The organism is Gabonibacter chumensis (genome assembly GCF_024741215.1).
GTDB lineage: Bacteria > Bacteroidota > Bacteroidia > Bacteroidales > Marinifilaceae > Gabonibacter > Gabonibacter massiliensis.
In genome coordinates this window covers 598,846-616,272 of the sequence record NZ_JANSKB010000001.1, presented here as the reverse complement: position 1 = coordinate 616,272, position 17,427 = coordinate 598,846, and the positions used below count along the sequence as shown (strand labels likewise).

The following is a 17,427-nucleotide window of genomic DNA, read 5'->3' as shown; positions in this document are numbered from 1 at the left end:
AACCTGTGCCGGAAATAGGAGAAAATCATTTATTTTTACGGAATAATAATCTGAAATTATGAATAGGAGAAAAATAAATCGATTGGTTTATACAGGGGCTTTGTTGGTATTGTTTGTAATAGGTGTGATTTTATGGTATCAGCAAGTAGGAAGTTCGGAGATGAAGGTTTTTACCGTTATTCATCAAAAAGAGGCTTCTTTTGATTTTAAGTCCAAATTCAAGAAGCCGGAACAAATAAAAATCCGTTTCGAGGGAAAAGTGGATTGCGATGCTTTGCTTGTCGTAAAAAATACAGGGCAATCGGTAAAATCTAGAATAACATTTCCGATTAAAAAAGGCGATTTAAAAGAGAAGGTTTTGGATTGTCCGTGGACTTCTCCCGGTGTATTGCTTCAAATACGATCTAACGAATGCGAGATAAATGATTTAAAGATCATTCTTGAGGTTTCGGAATAGTTTGTATACGTGAGTTTTATGGAGGAAGGTCAGAGAGTTGAGAATATATGATGAAGGAAAGATTCGGATTTATTTTCTAACTTTGCGTCTCAAAATTAATACGGATTAGGATGTTAAAAAGGTATTGGAAAAGCTTTACAATTTTTTGGAGTCTGTTTATTCTTTTCGTGGCAGGTATTTTTTTATTTTTTTATTTGATATCTGACGGGAAGTTAGGTTTTATGCCTACTTTCGAAGAACTGGAGAATCCGAATAATCGTTTTGCCAGTGAGATTTATTCGGCAGATGGAAAAATTATTGGAAAATATTTTCGGGGAAGTGAAAACCGGCGTTACACGGATTATCACGATATTCCCCAGAGCGTGATAGATGCGTTGATTGCCACCGAGGATGTACGTTTCTATGAGCATAGCGGTATCGATATACGGGGTCTGTTCCGGGTGGCGAAAGGAATGGTTACGGGAAATAGTTCTTCCGGGGGAGGAAGTACGATCACACAACAATTGGCCAAGATGTTATTTCCGCGCTCGGCCAATCAGAATTTTATGGAATTGGCTTTGCGTAAATTTCGGGAATGGGTCATCGCGGTGAAGTTGGAAAAGAGTTACACGAAAGAGGAGATCATTACCATGTATCTTAATAAATTTGATTTTTTAAATCTGGCGGTCGGTATAAACTCGGCAGCTAATATTTATTTTGCGACAACTCCTGATTCTTTACGGGTAGAACAGGCTGCCATGTTGATAGGTATGGCTAAAAATCCTTCGTTGTTCAATCCTATCCGTCGTCCGGATAAGACCCTGGGACGCAGGAACGTGGTATTGGGACAAATGTATAAATACGGTAAAATCACTCGGGCGGAATACGATTCTTTGGTCCTTTTGCCTTTAGGTATCGATTTTAGAAAAGAGGATCATAAAGAGGGAATTGCTACTTATTTTAGAGAATATTTAAGGCAGTTTATGACGGCCAATAAACCGAAACGGGAGGATTACAAATGGAATAAGTCTCAATATGCTTTAGATTCCATCGCCTGGGAAACGAATCCGCTTTATGGTTGGTGTAATAAGAATATTAAATCCGACGGTTCACATTACGATATCTATTCCGACGGTTTAAAAATTTATACGACCTTGGATTCGCGTATGCAGAAATACGCGGAAGAGGCCGTTGCCGAACATTTGGGGCAGACTTTGCAGCCTACCTTTCATAATGAAAGAGTACAAAAGAGAAATCCTCCTTTCTCGAACGATATGACAAAAGAGGAAATAGAAGATATTATGAATCAGGCTATCAAACGGTCCGATCGTTATAAATCTATGCTGGCGGAAGGTAAAACTTATAGAGAGATAAAAAAAGAGTTCTTGAAACCGGTACAAATGTCTGTTTTTACTTGGAAAGGTGTTCGGGATACGCTTTTATCTCCGATGGATTCGATTAAACATTATAAGTCGTTTTTCCGTGCCGGTTTTATGGCGCTGGATCCGAAGACAGGTAATATAAAAGCCTATGTGGGAGGACCGGACTACCGTTATTTTATGTACGATATGGTAAGCGTGGGAAAGCGTCAGGTAGGATCGACGATTAAGCCGATTCTATATACATTGGCCATGCAGGAGGGATTGGCTCCTTGTCAGAAAGTATTGAATGTCGCCCAGACGTTTGTGTTGCCTGACGGGACAACCTGGACTCCGCGGAACTCCACGGATAAAAGGGAAAACGAGTGGGTAACGTTGAAATGGGGATTAGCCAATTCCGTAAATAATATTTCTGGATGGGTAATGAAACAGTTTACTCCAGAGGCGGTGGCTCAAATGGCTCATAAAATGGGAATTACCAGTTTTATCGATCCCGTGCCCGCCCTGTTTTTAGGATCTTCCGAAATTTCCGTGAAAGAGATGGTATCCGCTTTTTCTATATACTCTAATAAGGGAGTCTATAACTCTCCGATGATGGTAACGAAGATTGAAGACAAATACGGGAATGTGTTGGCCCGTCTTGAACCGGAATCGAGAGAGGTTATTACTGAAAACACGGCTTATCTGATGGCAAGTCTTTTGAAAGCGGTTGTCGATGAAGGAACGGGAAGGCGTATCCGCTTCCGGTATCATTTTACGAATCCGATTGGAGGCAAGACGGGTACGACGCAAAATCATTCCGACGGGTGGTTTATCGGTATCACTCCTGATTTGGCAGGAGGAGTCTGGGTAGGAGCTGAAGATCGTTCGATCCATTTCCAAAATTTGGCGAACGGACAAGGAGCCAGTATGGCTTTGCCGATTTGGGCTTTATTTATGCAAAAAGTATATGCAGATAAATCTATTGCCATGCCTCAACGGGATTTCGAAGCTCCAGTGGGCATGAGTAATGTGTTGGATTGTGGTGATGAGGAAAAAGACGGGAGAGCGGTCCAGCCGGAGGAGGAAGAGGAATTTTTTTAGTTGGGATTTGTATTCCGAATTAACGATTGTAAAAAGAGTTCCTTGTTTGGTCTCTGCGTCCGGAAAATTTTCTATTACAGTATGATACATTACTAAATATACGGAGGGTATGGTAAAATCAAAGAGCGTTTTTGTTTGTCAGAACTGCGGAGCCAAAGAGTCCAAGTGGGTTGGAAAATGTTCTACTTGCGGGGAGTGGAATAGTTTTGTAGAGGAGGTTGAAGTCATCACGAAAGGTAATCGGACTGCTTCCGGACTCGGAGGGAGTTCATTAAGACCTTTAAGATTGTCGGAAGTGAAGGCCAATGCTGACGAACGGATGGACACGAAGGACGATGAGTTGAACCGGGTTCTCGGGGGAGGTTTAGTCCCCGGTTCCATGATTTTATTGGGAGGAGAACCGGGGATCGGTAAATCTACTTTAGTCCTTCAATTTGCCCTTCATAATCGTTGCGGTAAGGTACTTTACGTCTCGGGGGAGGAGAGTGTTTCCCAGATTAAGATGCGGGCACAACGTTTAGGGGCGGAAAATGACGATTGCCTGTTTCTTTCCGGTAATTCTTTGGAGGCGGTGATGGAGCATGCCAAGGTTTTAGAGCCTAAGTTATTGATTATTGATTCTATCCAGACTTTGGCAACAGAAAGCGTCGATGCTATTCCCGGTAGCCTTTCTCAGATTCGAGAGTGTACGAACGTGCTGTTACGATTTTCAAAGGAGAATACGATTACAACCATATTGATCGGGCATATTACCAAGGATGGCCAATTGGCCGGTCCCAAAATACTCGAACATATGGTGGATACCGTTTTGCAGTTTGAAGGAGACCAGCAATACATGTATCGGATTTTGCGTTCCATGAAAAATCGCTTCGGATCGACTTCCGAGATCGGAATTTATGAAATGTTGCAATCGGGATTACGTCAGGTGACGAATCCTTCCGAGTTGTTATTGTCGAATCACGGGGAAGAGTTGAGCGGTATAGCCGTTTCGGCTACGGTAGAGGGTGTAAGGCCTATCTTATTGGAAGTACAGGCGTTGGTGAGTACGGCTGCTTATGGAACGCCTCAGCGTTCGGCTACCGGTTTTGATACGAGACGTTTGAATATGTTATTGGCGGTTTTGGAAAAACGGGTCGGTTTCCGTTTGGCGGCGAAAGATGTCTTTCTAAATATTGCCGGAGGTATTCGGGTGAGCGATCCCGCTCTTGATTTAGGGGTCGTTATGGCCGTGTTATCTTCTAATATGGATGCGGCTCTTCCCAAAGATACGGTGTTTGCCGGAGAAGTCGGTTTATCCGGAGAGATCAGAGCCGTTAGTCGTATCGAACAGCGGATAGCCGAAGCGGAGAAATTAGGATTTAAGCGGATTTTTATTCCTACCGGAAACAAGAAGGCCTTGACCAAAAAAAACGAAAAAATTGACGTCCGTTCCTTTTCAAAAATTGCGGATATATGTCGGGAACTTTTTAAATGATAAAAGGCTGATCGTATGACCAGCCTTTTGCCTTTTTGTAGAAGCTATTTTGTTAAATCGTATTTTTGATCATAACCTCTCTCTTTGATATTGATTCCCTCTTTCATCCACCGGGGTAGAGGAGTATCTTTTAAATAGTGATCGAAAAACTGTTCCATCCTTATGGTCCAGTCGACCTGTGCGGGACGGGATCTCAGGAAATGTCCCTCTCCCATATAATTTAATAACCATGCCGGCCGTTGTAGTCTTCGCAGGGCCAGGAACAGGTTGCGTCCGTCGTAAAATGCCACGGCTTCATCTTTATCGCAATGAAAAATCAGGGCCGGAGTATGAATTTTGTCGGCAAACAAAAGAGGCGAATTTTCAATATATCCCGGTAGATCCTCCCATAATGTTTTACCCATACGGCATTGCCAATCTTCATACATAAGCATGCAAGCTATTCCTCCCTCGTCTCTTATCCCGGTGTATACGGATGTGATGTTGATTAACGCGGCCCCGATATTAACGCATTTGAATAGATCGGTTCGAGTAACGATGTAAGCTACTTGAAAGCCCGACCAACTGTGTCCTTGCAGTCCGATTCGGTTTGAATCCAGGATCTGTCGGTCGATTAGGGCTTCTGTTCCGCTGACAACGGCATTGTAAGAGCTTTTACCGGGTTCTCCTATTTTAAAATAGACATCCGGTTGAAACACGATATATCCTTTGCTGACGTAAGTCGGAATATCGATCATGGCGTGACTCAATCCCGGGACAGGATGAATATGCATTTCCGGAGTATGTGTCTCGTAAAACGTGACGATGGAAGGATAACTTTTGTTCGGATCGTAGTTGTCCGGAAGATAGAGCAATCCTTGATTCCGTTTTCCGTCGTAATTGGTCCATTCAACTTGTTGAACGGATCCCCAAGCATACTCTTTTTGTTGGGGGTTTACGGAGGTTATCTTTTTCATTCGTTTGAAAGAACGGTCACAGATCCATAAATCCCGTTCTTCTTCATAGCTTTGTTTGAAACATACGACAGTTTTTCGGTCTTCACTCTCTTGAAGAATTTCGATATCGAATGCTCCCTCTATTTTGGGTGTTAATTTTCCATGGGGAGAAAGTTGGTATATTCCATGATCTTTGTTTTCCCAATTCACGGAATAGATTTCCTGGGTTTTGTTCAGATCAATGAACAACTCGTTTCTTTCGGGATTGACAAACCTGAAGACAGTATGGTGTTTGCGACCGGATCCCTTTGTCCAGCAATGGGTTTTTTCCTCGCCTTCCAAATCGACCACCCAGATATCGTATCGGTCGTAAACGAGTAATTTTTTCCCGTCATTACTCCACCCTGCAATACCGTACGGGGGTGCCGGGTTCGGTCTGTCGTATAATTCGTTTTGTAAAGGATAGGGAATTTCATCCGTTAGTTTTCTTCGGGTAAAGGTCTCCGGGTCCAATAGTATCCAGGATGAATTCGTGTTGTCGAAAAAGAGGATGTGATCTCCGTTCGGTGTCCATTGAACGGGCCGGGTTAACGCCTGGGCGATCATTTTACTCTCCCCGTCAGCTAAATTTACAAGATAAAGGTCGTATCTGGTATCGTGTTGCCAGTCTCTGAACTTTCGGTAAGGAATTTTGTCTGTCTTAAAAGCGAATTTAGGATCTTTGCCGTTTTGGAGGTATAAAGCGGAATAGTCGGAATCACAAATTTTATAATATTTCTTTCGTTGCAGATCGAAGATCCCTTTGGAGGGAGAGGGCATAGGGTTTAAGATGCCTCCTTTTGCCTGTTGAGACGGGATCATCTCGTCATTCCAACTCCAAAGTTCCAATTGGAAACTTTCGTCTTTTTCTCCCCGGGAGGGACGTGGTTTTCGGGGAGTAGGCAGATCGTATAGAAGAAATTTATTATCTCCTAAAATTTCTGCGGATTCGATATCCATTGATAGGGTGTCGATCTCGCTGTAATCTACTAATTTAATTGCCGAATTATTTTGCAAGGAAAAAATATGGAGATTTTTTGCCGTTTTATAATTGGTATCGGCGATAACGATAAAACTTCCTTTCTTTTCCCGTTCATCGAATCTGAAAAAAGAGAGGGATTTTGTCGAATCTCGGTATAATGTTTTATGTTGTTGTGCGAACACATCACCGTGACGGATAATGTTGCAGGAAGGAGTTTGCTCGATGTATATTATTTTGGAGTCCCGGTCGTACAATTGATAGTTCCCGATGTGTTCCAGAATGGTGCTGTCGTTGGTTTCTATATTTTTTATTATTAAGGCTTGGTCGTTTTCCCGAAAATAGGAAAATTGAGGGGCATAAAGACTAAATTCGGCTCCCTCGGGACATACGGTTTCCTTTTGATTTTTTAAAGATCTGGCTATTACGAGAGATCCTGAATTATTTTCGGAAGTGGCTCTACTGTAGGTAATCCATTCTCCCGAGGCGAAAAATTGATTGAAATCGATTTGATTCAGCGTAATGGTTTTTCCGGTTTTTACTTCGTATAGGTAGTAGGTTTGGCGCGCATCTTTATTTTTATCTTCGTTATCGTGATACAGGTAACGGTATTTAACCCATTTCCCGTTCATGGATAATTCATAGGAATTAACATATCTCCATTGTTTGTAGGCTTCTTTGTCCAATGCTTTTTTTTGGGATAGGCCGGAGAGATGAAAAAAGAGAGAGAAAAACAGAAAAAGAAAGAGTGAGTGTAGATAATGCATATATTATAAAAATTTGAGCGGAGATACCTCAAGAGTCTTTTATAAAAGGATAAGTGTTAAAAATTTTGAGGTATCTCCGGAGAATGTTATTATTGAACATCGGTATTTACGGTAGAATCTTGCTCTACGGTCGTATTTATCTGAGGAGTGACTTTTTCCTTAATGATTTTGGTATTCAAATACAAAAAAGCAAGGCGAGGATTGGCTTCTTGTACGACTAAGGATAATGAATCGGCTGTCAGCTGTTCGATTCTTTCTTTTGTTTCGTAAGCCTCTTTTGTACCGTCTTCTTCAATGCTGGTTCCCTTAATGATCAGGTAACCGTCTTTGATTTCCCAGGTTTTCAAATCCAATGAAGGAATGTTGATGGCTTCGCATACTCCGTCTTTTTTGAAATTGAATCCTTTTAATTCTCCTGTAGACTGATAGGTATAAGGGTTACACCACTCCCCGACGAGTTTTTTTTCCATCTCTTTTTGGGGATTACTGCTACAGGCACAAAAAATTAAAATTAAACCAAAGTAAATTAAGTTTTTCATGTTTTTGTTTTTAAAAAATTAAGGTTTTACTATTATTACACTCTCCGGATCAAAAAGGATTAATCCGGTTTTCTTTTTGACTTTATCTTAACAATCTAAAGTAAGTAAGGGAGGTTTCTCGTTAGGTGCTGCAAAAGTATTCATTTTTGGATAACGGCCAAACATTTTTTTGTCACTTTTATCTCTATGTGACGTAATAGCACTTGGGGGACGGGGCAAAAGTGCTATTTTAAAGTGAAATAATATTGGATAGGATTCGATAATACTAAAACGGGGCAGGACGGCTTCCCTGATCCGTCCCGCGTGAGTATTACGGAATCGCTGAATTCTTTCTTCTTTGTGAAAACAAAATGGTATCTTTGCAGCCATTTTAATTTGCTGGCTTATAGTGGATATAAAAATGTCTTACCAATGATGAATTTAAAGGCTAAAGGATATATTTTAGGGGTTATAGCGGCGGCGACTTACGGTATGAATCCCTTGTTTGCACTTCCCCTATACAAGGCGGGAATGAATCCGGATTCGGTTCTGTTTCTAAGGTATTTGTTCGCTATCCCCGTGTTGGGAATCATGATTAAGGCGAGGGGACGTGATTTCAAGTTAAAACGGAAAGAGATCGTCCCGCTGGTTATCATGGGATTGTTGATTTCTCTTTCTTCCCTTACTCTTTTCCAAAGCTATAATTACATGGAAGCCGGTATTGCGTCTACCTTATTGTTTGTCTATCCGATTATGGTGGCATTGATTATGGCTTTTGTATTTAAAGAGAGACTGACATTGCAGACCATCGTATGTATTTTATTGGCCTTGGGTGGAATAGGGTTGCTTTATAAAGGTGATGACGGTACGACGCTTAATTTGACAGGAGTTATTTTAGTCGTTATTTCAGCTCTTTCCTATGCCATTTATATTGTCGCTGTAAACCGTCCCCTGCTAAAAGATATCGCGACGCTAAAATTGACGTTCTACGTATTGCTTTTCGGAATGACTTTATTTTTAGTGCGGGTTGATTTCGGGATGAGTTTGCGGGTTGTCGATACCTGGTATTTGTGGGGTAATTTGATAGCCTTGGCTATTTTTCCGACGGCTGTTTCGTTTCTTTGTACTACTCAAGCCATCCAATACATCGGTTCGACGCCGACGGCCATTTTGGGGGCTTTGGAACCCCTGACTGCAGTTTTCTTTGGTGTAACCGTCTTCGGAGAATCTTTTACGATGAGATTGGCTTGCGGGATACTCATGATTGTTTCTGCCGTAACCCTTATTGTTGCAGGAAGTAATGTTACCGTCTATTTGGTTCGTTTTAGAAAACTTTTTCCCAAACTTCCGGTCAAAAAAAAGCGGATGCATTGAATTTTGTCGGCGCTTTTGCTTTGTTATTAGAGACGATAGGAGATGTATCCGGTATCGATACGCTTGTATTGTGATAGGAATCATGATTTTGTATCGACGATAACGCTGTATAAGATATTGTTATTTAATTTATAATTATTATATTTGCAATAATTGTATATCAAATAATAAGAGAAGAATGATTGCTAAAATTAAAAATCCTTTTGTTGTAAACGGGTATGTTTCGGAGGAGTATTTCTGCGACCGGGAGAGTGAAACAGCAGAGTTGACCGGAGCCTTGCGTTGCGAGCGTAATACGGTCGTTGTATCGCCCCGGCGTATGGGAAAGACCGGTCTGATAGAGCATTGTTTCCATCAAAAGGAAATTGAAAGGGGGTACTATACTTTTTTTATCGATATTTATGCTACCGGTAGTTTAAAAGAGTTCGTTTTTATTCTCGGCAAACATATTTTTACGACCTTGAAATCCAAGGGGAGAAAATTTGCGGAACATTTTTTTTCGGCGATCGGTTCTTTACGTCCTGCCTTCAAACTCGACCCGGTTAGCGGTCAACCCGTTTTTGATATCGGAATAGGTGAGATCCGACAACCTCTGTTGTCATTGGAAGAAATTTTCAAATACCTCGAAACGGCCGATAAACGTTGTATTGTGGCGATAGACGAGTTTCAGCAAATAGTCAGATACCCGGAGAAAAATGTAGAGGCTGTTTTGCGTACATACATACAGCAATGCAAGAACACGACTTTTGTGTTTTGCGGGAGTCAACGCCATATGATACAGAATATTTTTTTCTCGGCATCGAGGCCTTTCTACCAGAGTGCGTCGTATATGAATCTCGAGCCGATAGGACTTGAACCTTATAGAAAATTCGTGCAGAATCATTTCAATAAAGCGGGAAAGAATATTTCGGACGAATGTATAACACGAGTCTATAATCTGTTGGACGGGCATACCTGGTATATGCAGGCGGTTTTTAACCGGTTGTATGAACAATTGGATCGAGGAGAGGAGATGACTGTTGACATGGCCGATTTCGTCTTGCATATGACGGTGGAATCGAACCGGACGGTTTACCAGAATATGGTTTCGATGTTATCCGAACGGCAAAAAGAGATCTTGTTTGCCATTGCCAAGGAAGGAAAAGCTTCAGGGATCACTTCGGCTGAATTTATAAGGAAGCATGGCCTATACTCTCCCAGTTCGGTACAATCGTCGGTGAAACAGTTATTAGAAAAAGAGTTTATAACTAAAGAGGAGAATAGCTACCAGATTTATGACCGCTTTTTCGGTCTTTGGCTTGCCAAAACATACGGAACCGGTTATACTCTTTAGTAGCACTCGGGGGACGGGGTAAAAGTGCTATCAAGGTATATCTACAATTGTTAATCTGAAATTTACAATTAAATAACACATTACATTGTCCCGGTGGATTAGTAAAAAAAGATATACAAAAAGACAAATCTGTACTATATTTTTTCTTCCGAACATGGTTACCCTCGATCCCATGTACTTCTATATATAGAGAAAGCTCCTTAGACGTGTGAAGTTGAAGGCTATGAAGAATATGACATCAATATCAGTAAGAATATAGATGTGTACACGGACAAGGATGAGTTTTACGTTGATTACAGCCTCAACACGTTTGAATCTTCTACTGCATATCAGTCGGTCAAATGCAAAGAGTTGCTGATACCATCTCGGGTTTTCTGAAAGTATTCGGAGGGAATGGAGATCGGAAAGTGTGCTGGGCATTGTTTCAGTTTTGCACTTTCGAAATCCGTAACTACCCAAAAAGCGTGACCTGAAAAATAAAAAAATGAAGTAGAATGTAAAATAAACCATATTTATGAATATAATATTGTATTAATTGTAGTATTTTTTAATTATAAGTTTGTGAAGTTTCAATAAATTTTGTATGTTGTGCAATGTAAACATATTAAATTAACAAGCTATGAAGAAAATTAATCGAAACTTTTTTAAGCCATCCATGTTTATCTGTTTGTGCTTAATGACTGTAACACTTATAAGTGCAACAGTGTGTAGGCCTCCCGGACCTCCCGGAAAACCCGAGATCGTTGACGTTGGGAAAGATTGGTGCACAATTGAATTTACTGCACCGGGTGATGACGGCGGTTGTGCTATAACGGGTTATCGCATTAGTTATAGATATAAAGGTGGATTATGGAATGTGTGGACTTCTAAGGCAAAATTGTTCAGAGTAAGGCTAGTGGGTCTTTTAGAAGGAAAAAATGTTCAATTTCGTGTTAGTGCCATAAACGCTGAAGGAGAAGGTGAGCCATCTGAGCCGAGTAAAATGGTCTTACTCCAATAGGTAATACTATTTCAAAAAATATCATTTATAAAAAGCCAACTAATTCATTGTTGGCTTTTTATAATACTCTTTCCGACCTACTTTACTTTTACCCATTTTACCGCATCCGCCACGACCAACTGGGCATGCTTGTCACCACCAATTGAAACTACTTCCCGGGTATACTCTTCATCATCAAATGGAGGAACACCCCGGTCATCCAAAACAACGCGGGATTCCCCCGCCGGTAAAACAAACGTACCCAGAGACACCCAATCGGCATCTCCCTTTGCCACCTCCCGCTCGACTTTTTCACTTCCCCCGGGAGTATCGACGGTATAATAATTCTTCATTCCCGGGTACTTCGATTCATAGGTATAAAGCGCATCTGCATTTCTAACATCAGGCAGGTAAACAAAAATCTCGTACCTGCCCGCTTCCGGAAGATTCGCTATCCATTCCGCCCTAAAACTTCCGTTCCCGGCAACTTTGGTAAAGGCGCTATGGACCTCTTCCCCGTAAAATTCAACTTCTATGCATGGCTTTCCCCACGTGTGCTTCTTAGCATTAATGCCATAATTATAATCTTTCATATTGTCTTCTGCCAACCGTTCCGCCAGTCGTTTCAACCTGTTTCCCGAAGAATCGATCAAATGAAAACCCTCGTCCTCGTTATCGACGATAATTTCACCGGGAGGATAAAACTGGTACTTGTCAAGCGGAACGACACGCTCAGCGGGAATGTCTCCCTTCCACAACGAGGTGCCATGGAACTCAAGACGTTCCGGGAGGCATCCCGAAAAATTGGTGGACAAGAAAAAAGAGTATCCATTAACCTCGTGAGCCACTATCCGCTTGTATTCCCCCGGTTTGACCAGGAAACTCCGCCAATCGCCAATTATCCACCTCCCGTAATCATCAGAAAAAGCTTCAATTACCGAAACGACCCCGTCTACCTCTCCGGTATTACCCACCTTAAAATCGACCGCCTGCACCTTCTCCGTTTGCCGGTATGTCAAGTTTTTTATGACCAGCCGGGGTATCTCTCGCGTCGTGTACCAATCCTCCACGAATGGCCTGATGTCCCGCCCGAAACGCTCGCGGAACCCCTCCATGAACAAATCAAAATCCACTTCCCGGAAGCGGGCACGCTCGTAGAATTCCCGTGTGTAAGCGCATAACGAATCCCAGCCGGTAATCGTCGTCAGATAAGCCAGTAACTGCGAAACTTTCATGCTAATCAATTTATCGTATCCCTGCGAATACCCTCTCCGGATTAGTCCCTCCAATCCTCCTTTCGTGATACTATCCAGCATTGACGGGAACAAAATCAACTTGTCAAGCGACGGGTTTGCTATTTTACCGAACAACATGTCTATCCCCGCATACCTGTCGGAAGCAACGCTCCAGTGGAAATCAGAGAAAAGCCGCTCCGCGTGTATATCGTCAAGGAAAAAAGGAAAATCATTGAGTAACAGGTATTCCTGTTTATTCATATCTCTTAATCTGTCAACGGAAGGGGCTCCCGGTTTATAAGATTCTTCCAACATCCGTTCCCCGAAAAACGCCATTTCCGGCTGGATGTTATTGTGGAATGAATACTGGTAAAGAAAAGAGGAAGGAGCCTCCACTAATTTAAGAAACCTGAACGGGTACGGGTTAGGCATGCTTCCCTCTATGCGATTGCGGCACTTGTTCACCAACTCCTCCCAGTACTCCGCCGCGTTCGGGTATCTCGCGATTTCATCCAACCAGCCGTCGAGAGGCTTCAAGTAAAAATCATTGCCCGGGTACGTGTAGAACTCCACCGTGATAGAGTCCGCCGTCACCGACCGCTTCACGTAATTGCCCATGCAAAGCGACAGGCCGGTCAACGACTGCAAATTACGGAATCTCACCTCGTCCTCTACTTCCTCCGGGATGCCCTGCGACAAGACGACCTGCCTGCCGGGATTCTTCACGCGCAGCGTGTAATCCGTGAAATTCGTTTCTCGTGACGGCTGCAACGCTACCGGGGCCACTGCCGCCGGGTACCACAACACCTCCGGGATGAGTAGCGTGTAATCCCCCGACACGAACGCAGAACGTTTCCCGTACCGATCCACCTTTGTCAATGGCCGCTCGGGAGCAAAATAATCCTCTTCATCGATGTCCACCTGGTAAATATCCTCGTCGATACATCCGCCGTACTCTATCTCCAGCACCGCGCTATCCCCGGGAGCCAGCGATCGTTCGACAACCACCACCTGTCGGTCCCGCCGGAAGGGCACCTCCTGTTCCCCCGACTTCAACCTGCCGATTTCCAACCCGGGATTCAGGAACAAGATCAACTGCTCCATCCTCTCTGCTTTCCGGTTCACCACCGTCATCCGGCTCGTGGCAGAAAAAGTCTCTCCTTTCGGCTTATACGTGATCTCGTGTGTCGCGATTCGCACCTTGGGATAAGCCTCGTAACGGGAAAAAGCCTCCCGGTACGTTTCCCGGTTCTCCCGGCGGGTCTGGAATTTATCGATATAAACGTATCCCGCCCCCACGGCTGACATCAGCAACAAACAACCTGCCGCGTGGTAAAACACTTTTCGTCCCGGCATGTCGGACAACCGCTTCGTGAAAGGAACTGCCACGCACAACAATCCCAGCCCCAGTAACAAGAACATCCCCCGTTGCAACAGGCACACGTCGGAATGCATAAACCCCACGATCGAGGAAAACGATTCCGGCAACAGGCTTCCCCGGAAATCCAGTATCCCGTGAAATGGTTTCGTCAGGTAAGCATACGACACGCAAAGGAACACGGTCAGCACGAGCCAACTCAAGAATGGATGTCTCAGAATCCTATTCACCAGCAACGACAGCCCCGTCACGAACACGAATGTCGGCAACACGTCTTTCAACAAGAAGGACAAGTACACCCACGGGTTCATCGGCGAATCTGGAATCATCAAATGAATGAACAGGCAAAACGCCATGAAAACGACATCCGCGATCAAAAAAGGGAGTGCCATTCCTGCTAATTCCGCCCAAAAAAATGGACTGTTGCCTAACGGCTTCACTGAAAGTATTTCCCGGCTTTCTGCTTTCTTCCTCTTCCTCTGCATATCACAAGATAGGAGCACCACGACCAAAGACTGGAACAAGTTCAGGAAATAAACCCCTCTCGCCGGGAGAGAGGATGCGAACGCTATATTCCTCCATATTTCCCGTTGAAAGTCCCACGGGACGAGAAACGCCAAAATGTAGCCCAATACTCCCACGATAAAAAGGCGGAACAACCAGTTCCTCTTTACCAGTTTACTCTCGTAAGTCACAACGGTTTGCCATGCTGTCATATTCATTATTTTTATATATTTACATTCTCATCTAAAATCACTTCTTGTCATAAAGATAGAACTATATTGGTGTATTTCCAATTTTTTTTAATATATTTTTATAAAAATACATTGGGTATTTATTGAATCAGTCAGTTACGACTTGAAAAATATCGCCTGGGTTGAACACTTTTCGGAACACTATCCTATTTATCTTCTTTAGGATATTAAAACAAGATGGAGTATCTACTGTATAAGAAAAATTTAATTCGAGGTTGTATACAATTTGTATTCAAGCGGTAAAAAATAAGAGGTTATGATTTTGTTCATAACCTCTTTGTTTTCATTTGGTGACCTCGGAGGGGCTCGAACCCTCGGCCCATTGATTAAGAGTCAATTGCTCTACCAGCTGAGCTACGAAGTCATCCTTTGCTTACAGTGTTGACCGATTCGCGGGTGCAAATATGCAACTATATTTTTTAATCTGCAAGAAATTTATTCTTTAATGTTGTGATAAACATTGGTGACATCGTCGTCTTCGTCCAGTTTATCCAGGATTTTGTCGACTTCGGCACGTTGTTCTTCCGTCAATTCTTTCGTATCTAACGGTATCCGTTCGAATTCTCCGCTAACGATGTCGTATTTGTTGTCTTCCAAGAATTTTTGGATGTTTCCATAAGCCTCGAACGGGCCGTAAATTACGATAATGCCGTCCTCGTCTTCGAAGATTTCGTCAGCCCCGTAATCGATCATTTCCAGCTCGAATCCTTCTATATCGAAATTTTCCGGTTTACGTATTTTGAACACGCATTTCCGGTCGAAGAGGAAATCCAAAGAACCGGTGGTTCCGAGAGAGCCGCCGTATTTGGTGAAAGCATGGCGTACATTGGCTACCGTACGCGTATTATTGTCCGTGGCGGCTTCAACGACAATTGCTATTCCGTAAGGAGCATAACCTTCGTATACTACTTCTTTATAATCCGAGGTATCCTTTGAAACGGCTCTTTTGATGGCCCGTTCCACGTTTTCTTTCGGCATGTTTTCAGCCTTAGCGTTTTGGATTAAGATACGGAGGCGTGTATTGTTTGCGGGGTCGGGTCCTCCGGCCTTCACGGCGATATCAATTTCTTTACCTATCCGAGTAAAAGTACGGGCCATGTTACCCCACCTCTTCAGTTTACGTGCTTTACGATATTCAAACGCTCTTCCCATAGTTGTATCTATTTGATTATTATTCTATCTCTGAATTAGGGTTGCAAATTTAATGGTAAAACTTAAAACTAAAAAGGAAATAAAAAGAATTTATTGGGATGACCCGTATGAAATCGTTATTCTAATTTGCGGACTTCGAAATTATCCACGTAGACAGCCTCTGCCGGATCTGGTGTTTTTGATCCCGGAGAGTAGGTCCTGATCTCTATTCTCAGGAATTTAGCTCCCATCGGAGCCCTGAATTTATTATTGGCTCCTAAAGGTTCGATCCAGCCATCGGTCGCTTTTGTTTCTTGGGTCTGAAGTTTTTCGTTGAAACCGGATAGGGCGGTTGATGCTTTACGCCATGTACTGGTTATTTTCCAAGCGTAAGAGGTGGCTGTCGAGTTTACGTTTAATTTGATTTGGAAACATTCTCCTTCCATGACCGGAATATCTTGATAAATATAGGTTTGATGTTCCAGTCGAGCGGAGTTACCCGAGAGAGAGAAAGTCGCATCCGTGTTTTTATGAATAACGTTATGAGCTCCTCCGGTTACCAGCCAGCCGACAGGGGTTACCGGGGCCGTTTCCCAGGTTTCGAAATCTCCGTTTGCCAGAAGATTCGGGCCGGTCGGATTGCCTGGAATCGGTCGGTCGTCGGCGACAATGAGGTTATTGTCGTCAAACGTGAATTGGCTACCCGCGTCGATGACGTTTTCGTCCCAATCTTGAATAATAAAGTTGAAAGTTTGTCTTGTCGTCGGGATGAATCTTCCGGAGATTCTTACGATCTGATTTGCTCGGATGGCAGGAGCCATGGGCATGACACCCCGGTAGGTAACCTGATTTTTTGTATACAGAATTCCGATTTCCGCTTTATTGGCCGCAACGGGAAAGGTTAAGAGTTCTGCCGTACACGTTCGCGAACCTCTTGCGTGCGCTAACTTTTTAAGGATAGTATTGACGGTTCCGAGTTTGCTTCCGTCGACGGTAGAGGTGTATGGAACTCCTTTCAGTTCCACTTTGATCGAATCGATATCCGGATCGATATCGTTGAGTTCGATAATTACTTTTCCGACCCGTCGTTGGAGGTGAACGGCAATGGGGGCCGGAGGAGAATTTTCAGTGATATTTACGCGTTGTATGACCGAGAGAAATTCAGAAGATTCCCGGTAGTTTTCACCTGTTTTTAAAAGTTTCAACAGTATCTTCTCTTTCGGGTCACCTATTTTGGCACTAACTTCGTTTTCATCCGTTCCGTTGGCAATAAAAGCAATGTCATAATTGCCTATCGGGAGGTTGATCGATAGGTCGGTTCCGTCGAGATCTTCTTCCGAATAGGAAAATAGGCGTGCGACATGATTGGTTTCATCAAACGCGATAACGCGTAAACGGGAAAACGCGGCGTTTACGTCTTTCGTTTGCGAACCTGCAAGCGTCGTACTAAAACTAACGTGAGTTTCCTGACCTGTAATGATTTCGTCCATGAAGCAGCTTATGCAAAAGCATACGATTACGAGTAGAAAAATTAATTTTTTCATGGGGACTGCATTTATTATTTTTCAGCATATTAACGTACCGTGATAAAATCACGTAATAAGACGAGGATATACTCCTTCTTTTCCCGAG

General features: G+C 43.0%; 11 protein-coding genes and 1 tRNA gene. 6 read left to right on the top strand and 6 right to left on the bottom strand.

What is annotated here, in order from left to right; all coding sequences use genetic code 11:
- The first annotated feature begins 58 nt into the window (after positions 1–58).
- The 3 genes from NVS78_RS02690 to radA all read left to right on the top strand — a co-directional run bounded on the left by NVS78_RS02690 (position 59) and on the right by radA (position 4,372).
- Positions 59–457: a hypothetical protein gene (locus tag NVS78_RS02690; protein WP_286357808.1), complete on the top strand. Its 399-nt coding sequence runs from the start codon at positions 59–61 to the stop codon at positions 455–457.
- A gap of 110 nt (positions 458–567) precedes the next feature.
- The gene (locus NVS78_RS02685) at positions 568–2,898 is read left to right on the top strand and encodes a transglycosylase domain-containing protein (RefSeq protein ID WP_286357807.1); all 2,331 of its coding nucleotides are present in this window, start codon (positions 568–570) and stop codon (positions 2,896–2,898) included.
- 109 nt (positions 2,899–3,007) lie between these two features.
- The gene (gene radA, locus NVS78_RS02680) at positions 3,008–4,372 is read left to right on the top strand and encodes a DNA repair protein RadA (protein ID WP_286357806.1); all 1,365 of its coding nucleotides are present in this window, start codon (positions 3,008–3,010) and stop codon (positions 4,370–4,372) included.
- A 44-nt stretch (positions 4,373–4,416) separates the two neighbouring features.
- On the opposite strand, the gene NVS78_RS02675 is transcribed toward radA, so the two are convergent.
- Positions 4,417–7,092, bottom strand: a complete 2,676-nt coding sequence (locus tag NVS78_RS02675; protein WP_286357805.1) for a S9 family peptidase — start codon at positions 7,090–7,092, stop codon at positions 4,417–4,419.
- Positions 7,093–7,181: 89 nt separating this feature from the next.
- The gene (locus NVS78_RS02670) at positions 7,182–7,631 is read right to left on the bottom strand and encodes a lipocalin family protein (RefSeq protein WP_286357804.1); all 450 of its coding nucleotides are present in this window, start codon (positions 7,629–7,631) and stop codon (positions 7,182–7,184) included.
- A gap of 414 nt (positions 7,632–8,045) precedes the next feature.
- Here NVS78_RS02670 and NVS78_RS02665 point away from each other — a divergent pair, with 414 nt between their 5' ends.
- The 3 genes from NVS78_RS02665 (at position 8,046) to NVS78_RS02655 (ending at position 11,317) form a co-directional block, all read left to right on the top strand.
- Positions 8,046–8,984, top strand: a complete 939-nt coding sequence (locus NVS78_RS02665; RefSeq protein WP_286358449.1) for a DMT family transporter — start codon at positions 8,046–8,048, stop codon at positions 8,982–8,984.
- Positions 8,985–9,162: 178 nt separating this feature from the next.
- Positions 9,163–10,317, top strand: coding sequence for an AAA family ATPase (locus NVS78_RS02660; RefSeq protein WP_286357803.1), 1,155 nt, complete (start codon positions 9,163–9,165; stop codon positions 10,315–10,317).
- Positions 10,318–10,936: 619 nt separating this feature from the next.
- The gene (locus NVS78_RS02655; RefSeq protein ID WP_286357802.1) at positions 10,937–11,317 is read left to right on the top strand and encodes a fibronectin type III domain-containing protein; all 381 of its coding nucleotides are present in this window, start codon (positions 10,937–10,939) and stop codon (positions 11,315–11,317) included.
- A gap of 77 nt (positions 11,318–11,394) precedes the next feature.
- Here the strand turns inward: NVS78_RS02655 and NVS78_RS02650 are convergent, their stop codons facing one another.
- The 4 genes from NVS78_RS02650 to NVS78_RS02635 all read right to left on the bottom strand — a co-directional run bounded on the left by NVS78_RS02650 (position 11,395) and on the right by NVS78_RS02635 (position 17,339).
- The gene (locus NVS78_RS02650) at positions 11,395–14,625 is read right to left on the bottom strand and encodes a golvesin C-terminal-like domain-containing protein (protein WP_286357801.1); all 3,231 of its coding nucleotides are present in this window, start codon (positions 14,623–14,625) and stop codon (positions 11,395–11,397) included.
- A 327-nt stretch (positions 14,626–14,952) separates the two neighbouring features.
- Positions 14,953–15,028, bottom strand: a tRNA-Lys gene (locus NVS78_RS02645).
- A gap of 71 nt (positions 15,029–15,099) precedes the next feature.
- Entirely contained in the window at positions 15,100–15,816 is a 717-nt protein-coding gene (locus NVS78_RS02640; protein ID WP_286357800.1) for a YebC/PmpR family DNA-binding transcriptional regulator, read from the bottom strand.
- Positions 15,817–15,932: 116 nt separating this feature from the next.
- The gene (locus tag NVS78_RS02635; RefSeq protein ID WP_286357799.1) at positions 15,933–17,339 is read right to left on the bottom strand and encodes a FimB/Mfa2 family fimbrial subunit; all 1,407 of its coding nucleotides are present in this window, start codon (positions 17,337–17,339) and stop codon (positions 15,933–15,935) included.
- Positions 17,340–17,427 lie beyond the last annotated feature (88 nt).

Excerpts from the sequence above, each read along its gene's own strand:
- NVS78_RS02690 (WP_286357808.1), top strand. The coding sequence starts at position 59 with ATGAATAGGAGAAAAATAAATCGATTGGTTTATACAGGGGCTTTGTTG.
- NVS78_RS02685 (WP_286357807.1), top strand. The coding sequence starts at position 568 with ATGTTAAAAAGGTATTGGAAAAGCTTTACAATTTTTTGGAGTCTGTTT.
- radA (WP_286357806.1), top strand. The coding sequence starts at position 3,008 with ATGGTAAAATCAAAGAGCGTTTTTGTTTGTCAGAACTGCGGAGCCAAA.
- NVS78_RS02675 (WP_286357805.1), bottom strand. The coding sequence starts at position 7,092 with ATGCATTATCTACACTCACTCTTTCTTTTTCTGTTTTTCTCTCTCTTT.
- NVS78_RS02670 (WP_286357804.1), bottom strand. The coding sequence starts at position 7,631 with ATGAAAAACTTAATTTACTTTGGTTTAATTTTAATTTTTTGTGCCTGT.
- NVS78_RS02665 (WP_286358449.1), top strand. The coding sequence starts at position 8,046 with ATGAATTTAAAGGCTAAAGGATATATTTTAGGGGTTATAGCGGCGGCG.
- NVS78_RS02660 (WP_286357803.1), top strand. The coding sequence starts at position 9,163 with ATGATTGCTAAAATTAAAAATCCTTTTGTTGTAAACGGGTATGTTTCG.
- NVS78_RS02655 (WP_286357802.1), top strand. The coding sequence starts at position 10,937 with ATGAAGAAAATTAATCGAAACTTTTTTAAGCCATCCATGTTTATCTGT.
- NVS78_RS02650 (WP_286357801.1), bottom strand. The coding sequence starts at position 14,625 with ATGACAGCATGGCAAACCGTTGTGACTTACGAGAGTAAACTGGTAAAG.
- NVS78_RS02640 (WP_286357800.1), bottom strand. The coding sequence starts at position 15,816 with ATGGGAAGAGCGTTTGAATATCGTAAAGCACGTAAACTGAAGAGGTGG.
- NVS78_RS02635 (WP_286357799.1), bottom strand. The coding sequence starts at position 17,339 with ATGAAAAAATTAATTTTTCTACTCGTAATCGTATGCTTTTGCATAAGC.